17 protein-coding genes are annotated in these 12,807 nt (G+C 46.3%); 16 read left to right on the top strand and 1 reads right to left on the bottom strand.

Features of this window, described 5'->3' with window-relative positions; genetic code table 11:
• Positions 1 to 337: 337 nt before the first annotated feature.
• The gene (locus tag MKX40_RS26050) at positions 338 to 685 is read right to left on the bottom strand and encodes a dehydrogenase (RefSeq protein ID WP_339237694.1); all 348 of its coding nucleotides are present in this window, start codon (positions 683 to 685) and stop codon (positions 338 to 340) included.
• Positions 686 to 845: 160 nt separating this feature from the next.
• Here MKX40_RS26050 and MKX40_RS26045 point away from each other — a divergent pair, with 160 nt between their 5' ends.
• The 16 genes from MKX40_RS26045 to perR all read left to right on the top strand — a co-directional run bounded on the left by MKX40_RS26045 (position 846) and on the right by perR (position 12,796).
• Positions 846 to 1,460 carry a DedA family protein gene (locus MKX40_RS26045; RefSeq protein ID WP_339237691.1) on the top strand — a complete coding sequence of 205 codons (615 nt, stop codon included), beginning with the start codon at positions 846 to 848 and terminating at the stop codon, positions 1,458 to 1,460.
• Between the two features lie 2 nt (positions 1,461 to 1,462).
• Positions 1,463 to 2,032, top strand: coding sequence for a thioredoxin family protein (locus MKX40_RS26040; protein WP_339237689.1), 570 nt, complete (start codon positions 1,463 to 1,465; stop codon positions 2,030 to 2,032).
• A gap of 6 nt (positions 2,033 to 2,038) precedes the next feature.
• Positions 2,039 to 2,671, top strand: a complete 633-nt coding sequence (locus tag MKX40_RS26035; protein ID WP_339237687.1) for an MBL fold metallo-hydrolase — start codon at positions 2,039 to 2,041, stop codon at positions 2,669 to 2,671.
• Positions 2,672 to 3,232: 561 nt separating this feature from the next.
• Positions 3,233 to 3,478 carry a hypothetical protein gene (locus tag MKX40_RS26030; RefSeq protein WP_339237685.1) on the top strand — a complete coding sequence of 82 codons (246 nt, stop codon included), beginning with the start codon at positions 3,233 to 3,235 and terminating at the stop codon, positions 3,476 to 3,478.
• A gap of 98 nt (positions 3,479 to 3,576) precedes the next feature.
• Positions 3,577 to 4,113, top strand: a complete 537-nt coding sequence (sigY, locus tag MKX40_RS26025) for an RNA polymerase sigma factor SigY (RefSeq protein WP_339237682.1) — start codon at positions 3,577 to 3,579, stop codon at positions 4,111 to 4,113.
• A 2-nt stretch (positions 4,114 to 4,115) separates the two neighbouring features.
• Positions 4,116 to 4,451 (top strand): YxlC family protein, encoded by a 336-nt coding sequence (locus MKX40_RS26020; RefSeq protein WP_339237679.1) that lies wholly within the window; start codon positions 4,116 to 4,118, stop codon positions 4,449 to 4,451.
• Positions 4,444 to 4,677: a sigmaY antisigma factor component gene (locus MKX40_RS26015; protein WP_339237677.1), complete on the top strand. Its 234-nt coding sequence runs from the start codon at positions 4,444 to 4,446 to the stop codon at positions 4,675 to 4,677. The genes MKX40_RS26020 and MKX40_RS26015 overlap by 8 nt, the downstream gene beginning before the upstream one ends.
• A gap of 219 nt (positions 4,678 to 4,896) precedes the next feature.
• Entirely contained in the window at positions 4,897 to 5,280 is a 384-nt protein-coding gene (locus MKX40_RS26010; protein ID WP_024631336.1) for a hypothetical protein, read from the top strand.
• 206 nt (positions 5,281 to 5,486) lie between these two features.
• Positions 5,487 to 5,774 carry an Asp-tRNA(Asn)/Glu-tRNA(Gln) amidotransferase subunit GatC gene (gene gatC, locus MKX40_RS26005; RefSeq protein ID WP_036607033.1) on the top strand — a complete coding sequence of 96 codons (288 nt, stop codon included), beginning with the start codon at positions 5,487 to 5,489 and terminating at the stop codon, positions 5,772 to 5,774.
• A 27-nt stretch (positions 5,775 to 5,801) separates the two neighbouring features.
• Complete coding sequence (gene gatA, locus MKX40_RS26000) at positions 5,802 to 7,259, top strand: Asp-tRNA(Asn)/Glu-tRNA(Gln) amidotransferase subunit GatA (RefSeq protein ID WP_339237676.1); 1,458 nt, start codon at positions 5,802 to 5,804, stop codon at positions 7,257 to 7,259.
• A 26-nt stretch (positions 7,260 to 7,285) separates the two neighbouring features.
• A complete protein-coding gene (gene gatB, locus MKX40_RS25995) occupies positions 7,286 to 8,725 on the top strand; it encodes an Asp-tRNA(Asn)/Glu-tRNA(Gln) amidotransferase subunit GatB (protein WP_062836483.1) in 1,440 nt (479 codons plus the stop codon).
• 96 nt (positions 8,726 to 8,821) lie between these two features.
• On the top strand, positions 8,822 to 9,286 hold the full coding sequence (locus tag MKX40_RS25990; RefSeq protein WP_339237674.1) for a GNAT family N-acetyltransferase: 465 nt from the start codon (positions 8,822 to 8,824) through the stop codon (positions 9,284 to 9,286).
• Between the two features lie 32 nt (positions 9,287 to 9,318).
• A complete protein-coding gene (locus MKX40_RS25985; RefSeq protein WP_339237672.1) occupies positions 9,319 to 10,029 on the top strand; it encodes an MgtC/SapB family protein in 711 nt (236 codons plus the stop codon).
• Positions 10,030 to 10,176: 147 nt separating this feature from the next.
• Positions 10,177 to 10,770, top strand: a complete 594-nt coding sequence (locus MKX40_RS25980) for a hypothetical protein (RefSeq protein ID WP_339237670.1) — start codon at positions 10,177 to 10,179, stop codon at positions 10,768 to 10,770.
• Between the two features lie 26 nt (positions 10,771 to 10,796).
• Positions 10,797 to 12,206, top strand: a complete 1,410-nt coding sequence (locus MKX40_RS25975; protein WP_339237668.1) for a DUF4097 family beta strand repeat-containing protein — start codon at positions 10,797 to 10,799, stop codon at positions 12,204 to 12,206.
• Positions 12,207 to 12,373: 167 nt separating this feature from the next.
• Complete coding sequence (perR, locus tag MKX40_RS25970; RefSeq protein ID WP_026081471.1) at positions 12,374 to 12,796, top strand: peroxide-responsive transcriptional repressor PerR; 423 nt, start codon at positions 12,374 to 12,376, stop codon at positions 12,794 to 12,796.
• Positions 12,797 to 12,807 lie beyond the last annotated feature (11 nt).

Below are 12,807 nucleotides of genomic sequence, written 5' to 3'. Positions count from 1 at the left end.
TGAGCATAAGCATGAGCATGAACATGTAAAGATACTGCCAGCTTTTTTCACAGCATCGTTTATGTTCACACTCGCTGTTCCTGTTCATGCACTAAGCGTTGTTCAAACTCCCAGCGTTGTTCAAACCCACTATTTATGTTCGCACTCTCTATTAGGCTCATAATTTTCAGCTTTGTTGCACTCCCTGTTAAGGCTCATACTCCAAGCGTTGTTCACACTCCCTGTGCTGTTCATTGGCTCCATGCTCCGTTCCAACCGTAACCGTACCCCTAAACCAGTAGACATCTCCTGACTCCACTTATAAGAGAAGTTTTTTATTCCTGCATTTCTACAGGCTCTACAGGCGATATCCGCCAAATGCATGCTGAAACGCATCTTTTAATGGTTCAACCTCTACTTCCCACAGCGCGGCAATTTCTGCACTGACATCCGTGTTCCACCACTCACATAATTTCTTGCGGTTGTCGCGATTTTCCCCAATCCAGATCAGATTCGCAATCACCTTGCCGTAATAATATTCTTCCGCCTGCTTCATCCGTTCGGGAGAGACATATACCTTTAGCCTTTTGGCTGTCCGGTACAATTCCTTGCTGCATGCCCTGCGAATTCCCCTGGCGGAAGGAAGATTTTGACCGGATTGCGTATGTTTGACCGGCGGAGAACCGGGTATTGACTTGTGTGACATCTTCTCACGCTCCTCTCCCCATACCATATGCGGAGTGCTGCGAACGGGACACTATCCCAACCTCTTGAAGTAGCAACGTATACAGGCCTGTGATAAAATAGGGACGAACATCCATGGTGCGGAGGGGCACCGCCAATCAGGATGGAGAAAGAGGGTTGAGATGGACTTTATTCATAACCTTGTCGGCCAATTGTTCGATTGGATTCAAAGTCTCGGGTACTTTGGAATCATGCTTGGATTAATGTTAGAAGTTATTCCGAGCGAAATTGTGCTGGCGTATGGAGGGTTTCTCGTTTCACAAGGTAATATCAACTTCTTCGGTGCTATGATTTTTGGTACGGTGGGCGGTGTGGTTGCCCAGTTATTTATTTACTGGATTGGCCGTTATGGCGGCAGACCTGTACTGGAACGCTTCGGTAAATACATACTCATCCAGAAAAAACACATCGACCATTCCGAGGAGTGGTTTCGCAAGTATGGTGCAGGTGTCATTTTCACGGCGCGTTTTGTTCCGGTGGTAAGGCATGCCATCTCCATCCCGGCTGGCATCACAAAAATGCACGTAGGTAAATTCATTTTGCTTACTACACTCGCTGTTATACCTTGGACTGCATTGTTTATATATTTAGGGATGATCCTTGGAGATCAATGGAAGCATATTGATGAGAAAGCGGCGCCATATGTTATGCCTATTTTGCTTGTCGCTCTCGCCCTTATGATCGTTTATGTACTTATTAAATGGATGAATGCTCGCAAAAAGAAAGGAAGTGTCTAGTCATGGGTAAACCCAACTTGTCTCACAAATTCGGTAAAGGTCTGCCACCGAAGGAATTTATCGAGAGTATGACCAAGAACCAAAGTGAATTCCAGGCCAACTATGATAGCTTTACTTGGTCGAACGAAGAGGATCGTGAGTTCTTTGAAAGCCTGAACCATCGCGACGACCTGCGTGTGTTAATTCTGGCTGCTGACTGGTGCGGGGATGTTGTGCGTAATATTCCGGTTGTATTCCAGGCGCTTGAAATCTCAGGAATCCCAACTGAAGTTCTGATTATGGAGCACCATCCTGAAGTGATGGATGAGTTCCTGACGATGGGTGGCCGTTCCGTGCCAGTCGTTATTTTTGCAGATACAGGTGGTCATGTGCTTGGTCAGTGGGGACCTCGTCCGCAGCATGTACAGGAAGTCATGGTTGAATTCAAACGCCTTAATCCGGATCGTGAAGCAGCAGATTATCAAGAGAATTTGGCTGTAGCGCGTCAAGAGATTGGTAAACGTTATGGGGAAGGAACGGAGTCACATGCGGCCATTATCCGTGAGCTGCGTGAACTGATTTCGGGTTACTAAGCCGATATGCTTAACATTCGCACGTTTACACTCGGCCCGCTTCAGACCAATGCGTATCTCTTACAAGGAGATGATCCGGGCAAAGCCGTCATTATCGATCCGGGCATGAATCCAGGGCCGCTACTTAAGGCGATTCAAGATTTGGAGATCGAAGCTATTCTCTTGACACATGCTCACTTTGATCATATGGGCGGGGTAGATGAGATCCGTAAATTGAAGGGCTGTCCCGTTTATCTTCATGACTTGGAGAGTGACTGGCTCACGACCCCAAAATTAAATGGATCTTTGAATTGGCCGCAGGCGACACCACCACTTTCGACAGATCCTGCTGAATATGCCATGGATGAAGGGCAGAAGCTGAATCTGATTGGACATACGTTTAAAGTGTTCCACACACCTGGACATTCACCAGGCAGTGTAAGTTTGCTTTGTGATAACGATCTCTTTGCCGGTGATATACTGTTCCGCATGGGTGTGGGCAGAACGGACCTCACAGGAGGACGTGAACGGGATCTGATTGATTCGATTCAGAACAAGCTGTATACCTTTGCTGATGAGGTTAAAGTGTATCCAGGCCATGGCCCCAAAACGACCATTGGTTATGAGAAACAGAACAATCCTTACGTGTCCGCAAGATAATCCGACATGATATGTGAAGAAAGTCTGGACAAGTGACAACTTTTTCATTAGAATAGCAATTAGTTGTTACAAGCGTTAAGGCATCATCTAACTGAAGCATTACCAAGAAACACCCAACCTTGCGAAGCACGCAGACTGTGGTCTATACCCGGTTTGCGTTCTTTTTTTGTTTTCAGACCTTTTTTATCACAGAATTAGCCTTTTTTACGCTACATAGAGATGCATGATGAGCTTCACCACAATTTAGTTTGAGACCAATAGCAATTTAACAAAAGCACAGATTGATGAATTTTAATGAAAATAATTTATAAGTTGAGCTACTCATTTACATGATAACGGAGAGGACAGAAAGAGCCTGAAAAAGCGAAGTGTTCGCCTAAAAGCTTTCTGGAAGAAAGCTGCATCGTAAGCATACGCTATCCCCGGATTTTCCCTTTAAGAAAAGGGAATCAAAAAATCTGGGGATAACAGCGATTGGAAGGTTATTCTGTCATCGTAGTGTCAGTGTAAATAATCTTTAGTTCAACTTATATAGATCATGAGAGAGTGGGGAATATCAAAGTGGAGAAAATAAGAGTTATCCCGTTGGGACAGCGTGTCGAGCATTCGATTATGGATGAAAACCGTCGCATATTGGAAAGTGTGAAAAGAGAAACTAGTACCAAGCGAACTTTAATACATAACCCTAGCGTGACCGGTGAAGTGATGAAGTCTGAGCAGAATATATGGACAAGCCGTGTGTTAAGAAATGGAGCCCACAAGCAACCGTGGTTCGACAAGCTGCAAGATTACCGGAATCAAGTCTGATTGCCCGGGAAATTGTCGGGTTAGAATTTTTTTAAAATTTCATTGAACGTTTCCGCAGAGCCTGTCGTATTAACTCCAGATTGAACGGGAAGCAGGTGATGACCATGATCAAGGCAGCTGAACTTGAAGAAGTACGCAGAGCGGTATCGGGAGATGATAGTGCACTCGCAGCTTTGTTACAACGTAACTACACGTTTGTGTATAAGTATCTTGTCAAAGTTACAATGGACGCGAATCTTGCGGAAGAGACCGTGCAGGATACGATGGTTCGTTGTATGGAGAATATCCATCGATATGATGGCACGTCTGCCTTTTCATCATGGATGATTACCATTGCGACCCGAATCTATATTGACAAGACAAGACGCAGGAAGAGAGAGCAGAGCTGGCTTAGTCTTATCCGTGATCAGGCTGTACGTCGATTCCGCTGGCAGCTCGAGAGTCGGAATGAAGAATGGACAGATGTCATGGATGCGATGACAAGGCTGACACCTGAACATCGTGTGGCAGTACTGTTGAAGCATTATTATGGATACGGATATGACGAAATTGGCGAAATGTTGGGTATTCCCTCCGGAACGGTGAAGTCACGAACAGCCTACGGTCTCCGTCAGTTAAGAAAGGAGCTGGAATAAGGATGAGCAGATCAGATGATGAACAGGAACAAGAGGTTGTAGAGCGATTGCAGCAACACATGAGAGTACTTGATGATGCGTTTGAGCCGGCAAACATACCTTCATTAGGTTCACTTGAAGCCCAAGTCAGAGAACGAAGACAGATCAGACGACGAGCCCATTGGATCGAGATGATCTGTTTCTGGTTGGTGGGATTGCTAGCCATTACGTTCGGGGCATTATTCCTCGTATCTGCTCCAGCTCTATATTTGGGTATCCAGGCTTTTGGTACAGTTGTTGCCGTGATTTTAGTTGTGATCTGGGCAGGACGGCGCCGGAAGGAGGTTCGTCATGAATAAAATGCATTATTCATTGGATGAAATTTCTCCATTGTGGCTTATACTGCTTGGCATTTTTCTCTTGGTTCAAGGCACCTGGATCTTTCAGGACGCACGTAGACGTGGACGTTTCCCTTGGTTATGGGGATTATGGGGGATCACCGGATTTCCCACGCCGCTCATCATATATTGGTTTGTCGTGATTCGATCACAACGCAAGCCAGGTGGATCCACAAAGAAAACATGATTGTTTTAATAGAGGTTATTTAGAAAAAATCGCTACTCCATTTCTAGCTTTATCCATCTTCTCGGTACTGTGTACTGTTCTTTTTGAACACGTATAAAATAGAGAGGAAAAAGATTTTGCACAAATATGTTGTTTAATTCTAGTATTCCTAGACATCGTTATTCTTTTCTAGTAGACTATACAAATAAATATTAAGATAGACTACCAGGAGGTTAGACGATGCTGCGATTAGGAGAGAAGGTTGTCATCGTCGCGGATGCGTTTGAGCAGAATCTTCCTGTGGGGGAATATGGTTTCATCATCGCTTATGACCGGAATCCGGACAATGCGTTCGATTACGTGCTTCGAGTGCCGCAGGTGAATCGGAACTTTTTTGTTCCATCCGGCGACGTCGATCTGGAAGAGGTTCTGCTGAAGCAGGAAGCTGAGCGGGTCGAGCGAGAAGCGTTGATAGATTACGCCCTTGCGACACACAATGAGAAGCTGTTTCATCATTTGATGAACGGAGATTTTCAAGCTGTGGAAGAGGAAGAGGAAACCGCGAACGATGTTATGTCTCAGGCGGATTTTATAAAGCAGGTTAATCTGCGTGCATGGATTTAGAATTTTGAGGAGTCGGCTGATGCCGGCTCTTTTTTATTTTATAAGTTCGTTTTTAGCTTACATGAAGACTGTCAGGTCATTTGCATTGAATTGTCGAACTATCTCACCTATAATGAAAAAAGTTATCTTGAGACTTTAGCCCGTTAAACGAGCGATTCGTTTCAGGTCGTTTCGGGAATCAGAACGAATGAAGGAGGCATCCGCTAATGAGTATTTCGAATAATGACGTTCAGCATGTGGCCAAGCTGGCCCGACTCAACTTGACTGCTGAAGAAGAACAGACCCTGACAGGTCAGCTGAACGCGATTTTAAAATATGCAGAAAAGCTGAATGAGCTGGATACGGAAGACATCGAACCCACCACTCACGTTCTGCACGTAAGCAATGTCATGCGTGAAGATGAGACCAAAGAAAGCCTGTCGATTGAACAGGTGATGCGCAATGCACCGGAAGAAGAAGACGGGCAGTTTAAAGTGCCTGCTGTAATGGAATAACGGACAACCGGAAGGAGGACAAACACTGTGAGTTTATTTGAACAATCGTTGCCTGAGTTACATAACAAGCTGCATGCCAAAGAGCTGTCGGTCAGCGATCTGGTGGATCAGGCATATCAGAATATTGGTGCGCATGACGATAAGGTTAAGGCGTATTTGGCACTGGATGAAGAACAAGCACGCGCTCGTGCACGTCAACTGGATGACCGTCTGGTTAGCGGTGAGGAGAAGGGGTTGCTTTTCGGCCTGCCTGTAGGAATTAAGGATAACATCGTGACGAACGGACTGCGTACGACGTGCGGCAGCCAATTTCTACGTAATTTCGACCCGGTGTATGATGCAACAGTTGTCGAAAGATTGAAAGCTGCGGACACCGTGACTATTGGTAAACTCAACATGGACGAATTCGCCATGGGTGGCTCCAATGAGAACTCAAGTTTCTCCCCTGTACGTAATCCATGGGCACTTGATCGTGTTCCAGGAGGCTCCAGCGGTGGTTCTGCAGCAGCTGTGGCTGCGGGAGAAGCATACTTCACGCTCGGATCAGACACAGGCGGCTCCATCAGACAACCTGCTTCGTATTGTGGTGTTGTTGGATTGAAGCCGACATACGGACTTGTTTCCCGCTTTGGTTTGGTTGCATTTGCCTCATCCTTGGATCAGATTGGACCTTTGACGAAAAATGTTGAAGATTCTGCTTATGTATTGCAAGCCATTGCCGGTTATGACGCGAAAGATTCGACATCTGCAAAAGTGGAGATTCCGGATTATTTGAGCGGACTGACAGGTGATGTTAAAGGACTTCGTATTGCTGTTCCGAAGGAATACATCGGTGAAGGCGTCGATCCACAAGTAAAAGAGACCGTTCTGTCTGCATTGAAAGTTCTCGAAGGACTTGGGGCAACATGGGAAGAAGTATCCCTGCCGCATACCGAATATGCTGTGGCTACGTATTACCTGCTAGCTTCTTCGGAGGCTTCTTCGAACCTGGCTCGATTTGATGGCGTGCGTTATGGCGTGCGTGCAGACAATCCGGATAACCTGCTGGATCTGTATCATCAGTCTAGGAGCCAAGGCTTTGGTCCCGAAGTGAAACGACGTATCATGCTCGGAACGTATGCACTCAGTTCGGGGTACTATGATGCCTACTATCTGAAAGCACAGAAAGTACGTACATTGATAAAACAGGATTTCGACAATGTATTTGCCAAATATGATGTGATTATTGGACCTACGGCGCCAACTACGGCGTTCAAACTCGGTTCACAGGTGGATGATCCGCTTACAATGTATCTAAACGATATTTTGACGATTCCGGTCAGCCTGGCTGGCGTACCTGCCGTTAGCATTCCATGTGGATTCTCGGATGGATTGCCTGTCGGTTTGCAGATTATCGGTAAAGCCTTTGATGAAACAACCGTATTGCGTGTAGCGCATGCGTTTGAACAAAATACAGAATTCCACAAGCAGCGTCCGCAGCTGTAGACTGCCCGGAACGGAGGAATATAGAAATGTCCGCATCTAAATATGAAACGGTCGTTGGACTTGAAGTCCACGTGGAGTTGCATACGAACTCCAAAATTTTCTGTGGCTGCTCCACAGCTTTTGGAGCTCCGCCGAACACGCATACCTGCCCGGTCTGTCTCGGACATCCGGGTGTACTGCCTGTACTGAATCGTCAGGCGGTGGACTACGCCATGAAGGCAGCGATGGCTCTCAATTGTACGATTGCTGATGTCAGCAAGTTTGACCGTAAAAACTACTTTTACCCTGACTCACCAAAAGCCTATCAGATCTCGCAATTCGATCAACCGATCGGTGAGAACGGCTGGATTGATATCGAAGTGAATGGTGAAACGAAACGAATCGGCATCACGCGTCTTCACTTGGAGGAAGATGCAGGGAAGCTCACACATATTGATGGCGGATACGCGTCTTTGGTGGACTTCAACCGTGTCGGTACTCCGCTTGTGGAGATTGTATCCGAACCTGAGATTTCTTCTCCGGAAGAAGCACGTGCATATCTTGAAAAATTACGCGCCATCATGCAGTACTGTGATGTATCGGACGTGAAGATGGAAGAAGGTTCACTGCGTTGCGACGCCAACATCAGTTTGCGTCCACATGGACAGGAGAAACTGGGAACAAGAGCCGAGCTGAAGAACATGAACTCCTTCCGTGGTGTTCAACGTGGTCTCGAATATGAACAATATCGTCAGGCTGAGATTCTGGATGATGGCGGTGAAGTGGTGCAGGAGACACGTCGCTGGGACGAAGCGCAAGGAAAAACACTGTCGATGCGTGGTAAGGAACAGGCGCATGACTACCGTTATTTCCCGGACCCGGATCTCGTGAAGCTGCATATTGATGCAGCCTGGAAAGAGCGTATCAAGGCTACCATACCTGAGCTCCCGGACGAGCGTAAAGCCCGTTACACGGCTGATTATGGGTTACCTAGCTATGATGCAGAAGTTATTACTTCATCCAAGGCTATAGCCGATCTGTTTGAAGATAGTTTGAAATTCACTCAGGATGCCAAATCCGTATCCAACTGGATTATGGGCGACTTGCTGGGTTACCTGAATACGAGCAATCTTGAGGTGACTCAGGTTCCACTGACAGGTCAAGGTTTGGGCGAGATGATCGGACTGCTGGAGAAGGGGACCATTAACAGCAAAATCGCCAAAACCGTATTCAAGGAAATGCTGGAGAGCGGTAAGCTTCCACAGCAGATCGTTGAAGAGAAAGGTCTTGTGCAGATTAGTGATGAAGGCGCCATTCTTGCCATCGTTGAGCAGGTTGTCGCGAATAACCCTCAATCCGTAGAAGACTATAAAGCCGGTAAACAAAAAGCCATTGGCTTCCTTGTTGGTCAGGTTATGAAAGAAAGTAAAGGCAAGGCGAATCCTGCTTTAGCCAACCAACTGCTTGCAGATGTACTGAACCGCTAATCCTTCCGGTGAGGCCGGACAGAAAGAGGCTCGTCCCTGTGACAGCCTCTTTTTGGTATTGATAGATACAAATGTATTTCGGACGGGGGATCGGATATGAACATTCAACCATTGTCATTGAGTGATCTGGAGATGTTGGGGCAGTTATGGAGACTACAACATGTAGCTTATCGATTGGAAGCCGAAATCATCGGATTTCAGGAGATTCCTCCTTTGATGGATACAATGGAGACACTACGGGATTGTGGAGAGAGCTTTTACGGCTGTATCCATGATGACGGAGAACTTATCGGGGCTGTCGCTGTAGCGGAGGAAGAGGAGAATACACTGACCATTACACGAATGATGGTGCACCCGGATCACTTTCGCAAGGGAATCGCAGCATCTTTGATGACGTACGTGTTGGAACAGCATGCGGATCTTCCGCGTTATATCGTCTCCACAGGAACGCTGAATCAACCCGCTGTCAATCTGTACACCAGATTTGGTTTTCATCCCGTGGAAGTCACACAGATTGCACCTGGAGTGGAATTAACGACTTTTCACAAGAATAAACTTTAATAATATGAACAACTTGAGGAGGAATACCGACTTTGGGCGATCCCTGGTTCATTGATGAGTGGCACATTTTATTACGATTATTGCTGGCTATGCTGCTTGGAGGGCTCGTAGGCCTGGAGCGGGAACGGTCCAATCATGCGGCCGGTTTGCGTACCCATATCCTGGTATGTCTTGGTTCTGCATTAATTATGATGTTGTCTGTTTATGGTTTTAAAGATTTTGCTAATGAATTAAATGTAAGGATCGATCCAGCACGTCTGGCCACTGCTGTAATTACGGGTGTTGGATTCCTGGGAGCAGGAACAATTCTCTTCACTGGTAAATCCATTACCGGACTGACGACAGCTGCTTCAATCTGGGTTGTTGCAGCCATTGGGCTTGCAGCAGGTGCGGGATTCTTTTTTGCCTCCATCGTATCAACGGTCCTGGTATTGCTTAATCTATGGGTCTTCAATAAGTTAGAGTTGAGGTATTTACGAGGGAACAAACTGCATGTGGTTACACTTCATACTTTGTCAGAACCCGGTTTTCTAGAGCAACTGTCCTCATGCATGGAACAGGAGAAGATCAAAATTCGTAAAATCACCGTGAATGAACAAGACCTGGCATATGCCGAGATGGTGTCAGTTGAACGTAAAATTGAGATTGTGTTACATGTTCAGGTACCTCATGATTTCAAAACGGTAGGCTTGGTATCCAAGTTAAGACAGTGGGAACACGTTACCAAGGTATCGGTCGAATAAATGAATTACAACCCTCCCCAGGCCAGTAGTGCCGGAGGGTTTTTGGTCATATCCATATTTCTTCCAGTTACTCTCCTTGCTCTTTAGGGTACTATCTAACCAAATGCATGAAGAGCGGAAGGTCAGTTCAGAAGAGAGGAGTATGTTATGAAACGGAGACGTCAATCAAACAGAAAGAACAGCACGGGTCAGAGCAAACCGATCAGGAATCGGACTCACAAGTTTATTGCGGGATTACTGAGTGCCATTATACCTGGCTTGGGTCATATTTATCTGAGACTGTACATGAGAGGTTTGACCTTTATGCTGCTTGTTTTGCTTGACTTGTCAGCAGTGCTTTACTTCTCATCCATTGGTATACAGATCAATGTGCCACTGCTTATCCTGCTGGCTTTGTGTATCCCGGTTATTTACTTTTACAATGTATATGATGTACTGCAATCTGCGGATTGGGTCATGATGCGCAGACGTAGAGCCGTAACCCAGGCAACCGCGGACAAGCCATTATCCAACGAACGTTCTATACGAGATGCAATGATGGTCTGGGAGAGAGGAATATCGTTTGGATTACTTTTAATTGTAGGAGGATCATTGATGGTGCTGTTTTTCCGTAAACCGCGCTGGTTCCAAGAGATCCTTGCTATGTACGGCGGATATTCGTTTGCGGTTCTCATGATCGCGGGAGGTTTGCTTCTGTTTGGGCGTGAGTTCTGGGTCATGTTGAACAAGAAAAAATTGTAGTCGAAACGATACAAGGGGGGAACGTGATGAACCGTAAAGTCCGGGTTGGCCGCTATACGGCTGCCGCCTTAATCGTAGCGGTCGGTGTGCTGTTGATTATGGATAAACGGTGGGGAACTGACTATGTATATGAGATGGTGGACTGGTGGCCATTTTTGCTCGTTGTTCTAGGTGTTGAATATATTGTGCTGTTCCTCTGGACACGCAGAAGGAAAAAAGTGCAATCTAATAAGCTGAGCAATCCTGATGAACAAGTCAAAGTACGTTTCAGACCCGATGCCAAAGGCATTCTGGCCTCACTGATTTTGGCGGCTTCCGTGTTTATCGTCACCGAGCAGGATCACTACATGCACTTATGGAATAGAGTAAGTCTAAATCTCGGAGCGGCATCCATGGACTACAGTCAAGCGGCAGGATATATGGAGGATAAGGGCACGATTCGTGTACCTGTTCGCATGGATACGTCGGATCTTGTAGTCGAAGGTGTCAACGGAGATATCTCGGTGCAACGGGGTGATACGGAGGAGATTGAGGTACGAACGGTTGTCTGGGTAGATCAGACGACGGAAGTACAGGCAAAGGCGGTTGCAGCAGCCTCTTTTGTAGAGACCGATGGTACAAAAGTCATTCATATCAAGGCTACAGGCAAGACGTATGGAGATAATGAAAAAACGCAGCCGCGTATGAATCTTACTATCACAATCCCAGATGATCGTCGTTTTAATCTGGATATTCGAACTTCCAATGGAGCCATATTATTAAACCGTCCGGAAGCGATTAGTACCATACTGGCCGAAACGGGTAACGGACGTATCCGGATTACCAATGCTGTTGGAGATATCTCAGGGAAAACCTTGAACGGAGATGTCATTGTAGCCAACGCCATTGGTAATGTAGATCTGGACAGTAACCGTGGAGACATGAAGGCTCGAGGGGTATCCGGTGATGTCGATCTAACCACACAAGTGGGAAGTATCAGTATTGCAGACTCCGTAGGAGAATTCACCGCAGAGACACGTAACGGTAATATTACGCTGGATGGAGCCAATCTGGGTATTAAAGCTCAATCGCTTAATGGCAGTATTAACATCGTATCTTCCAAAGTCGGGGGAGACTGGGATGTGTACAGTGCTGTGGGAGCCATTAACATATTACTTCCTGATCGCGGAGACTACAGTCTTGCGGGTTCCAGCAGTTATGGAGATCTAAGTACCGATCTGCCTTTAAAAGTACAGAACAAAACCATAGAAGGCCAGCTGGGCGAAGGTGAGTATAGGGTGAAAATCGAAGGAAATAGCGATCTTACCATTCAGCGGAACCCGGCTGTATCTACGCCTGAAACAGTCCTACCTGATTCTGAAGATACGGCTGAAAATCTGGAACAGACTACCGAGGACGGACCAAATTCCCAGGATGATTCTACAGAGGTTCCTTGACTGCCGCGTTGACAATAAACTTGTAATCGCCGTACAATAAATATACACTGGCAAGATTACACGGCATGAAAGATGGATTGTCGTTCTTCATGGCCGGGAATCAACTCTGTGCGAGGAGACAGTTAATCACTCTTCACCAGAGAATGAAAGGTAAGGCGGTGGGTTTTATGGCAACACGTGTCCAACATGCGTTGGAGCATCTGAAAACGACCGGTGTCCGTATTACACCCCAGCGTCATGCCATATTGAACTATCTGATGGAATCCATGGGGCATCCGACAGCCGATGAAATTTACCGAGCCCTTGAACCCCAATTTCCCAGTATGAGCGTGGCAACGGTATATAACAATTTGAAGATGTTTCTGGAAGCTGGCATGGTCCGGGAATTGACATACGGAGATAATTCAAGCCGCTTCGATGCCAATGTGACGGATCATTATCATGTTATCTGTGATCAATGCGGCAAGATTGAAGACTTTAGCTATCCTTCACTGAAAAGTGTAGAGCTTCAGGCGGAGTCTAGTACAGGATTTGAAGTACACGGCCACCGATTGGAAGTGTATGGCGTTTGCAAAAGTTGCAGGGATTAAGAGAGTTGAAT

It is taken from the genome of Paenibacillus sp. FSL R5-0517 (assembly GCF_037974355.1).
GTDB lineage: Bacteria > Bacillota > Bacilli > Paenibacillales > Paenibacillaceae > Paenibacillus.
The sequence above is the reverse complement of the archived record's forward strand: the minus strand, read 5'-3'. Positions and strand labels throughout refer to the sequence as shown.

What these genes read in the sequence shown, in the direction of transcription:
- MKX40_RS26035 (WP_339237687.1), top strand. Translation starts at nt 2,039, where the DNA reads ATGCTTAACATTCGCACGTTTACACTCGGCCCGCTTCAGACCAATGCG.
- gatB (WP_062836483.1), top strand. Translation starts at nt 7,286, where the DNA reads ATGTCCGCATCTAAATATGAAACGGTCGTTGGACTTGAAGTCCACGTG.
- MKX40_RS26010 (WP_024631336.1), top strand. Translation starts at nt 4,897, where the DNA reads ATGCTGCGATTAGGAGAGAAGGTTGTCATCGTCGCGGATGCGTTTGAG.
- MKX40_RS26040 (WP_339237689.1), top strand. Translation starts at nt 1,463, where the DNA reads ATGGGTAAACCCAACTTGTCTCACAAATTCGGTAAAGGTCTGCCACCG.
- MKX40_RS26045 (WP_339237691.1), top strand. Translation starts at nt 846, where the DNA reads ATGGACTTTATTCATAACCTTGTCGGCCAATTGTTCGATTGGATTCAA.
- MKX40_RS25980 (WP_339237670.1), top strand. Translation starts at nt 10,177, where the DNA reads ATGAAACGGAGACGTCAATCAAACAGAAAGAACAGCACGGGTCAGAGC.
- sigY (WP_339237682.1), top strand. Translation starts at nt 3,577, where the DNA reads ATGACCATGATCAAGGCAGCTGAACTTGAAGAAGTACGCAGAGCGGTA.
- MKX40_RS26050 (WP_339237694.1), bottom strand. Translation starts at nt 685, where the DNA reads ATGTCACACAAGTCAATACCCGGTTCTCCGCCGGTCAAACATACGCAA.
- MKX40_RS25975 (WP_339237668.1), top strand. Translation starts at nt 10,797, where the DNA reads ATGAACCGTAAAGTCCGGGTTGGCCGCTATACGGCTGCCGCCTTAATC.
- gatC (WP_036607033.1), top strand. Translation starts at nt 5,487, where the DNA reads ATGAGTATTTCGAATAATGACGTTCAGCATGTGGCCAAGCTGGCCCGA.
- MKX40_RS26020 (WP_339237679.1), top strand. Translation starts at nt 4,116, where the DNA reads ATGAGCAGATCAGATGATGAACAGGAACAAGAGGTTGTAGAGCGATTG.
- MKX40_RS25990 (WP_339237674.1), top strand. Translation starts at nt 8,822, where the DNA reads ATGAACATTCAACCATTGTCATTGAGTGATCTGGAGATGTTGGGGCAG.
- MKX40_RS26015 (WP_339237677.1), top strand. Translation starts at nt 4,444, where the DNA reads ATGAATAAAATGCATTATTCATTGGATGAAATTTCTCCATTGTGGCTT.
- perR (WP_026081471.1), top strand. Translation starts at nt 12,374, where the DNA reads ATGGCAACACGTGTCCAACATGCGTTGGAGCATCTGAAAACGACCGGT.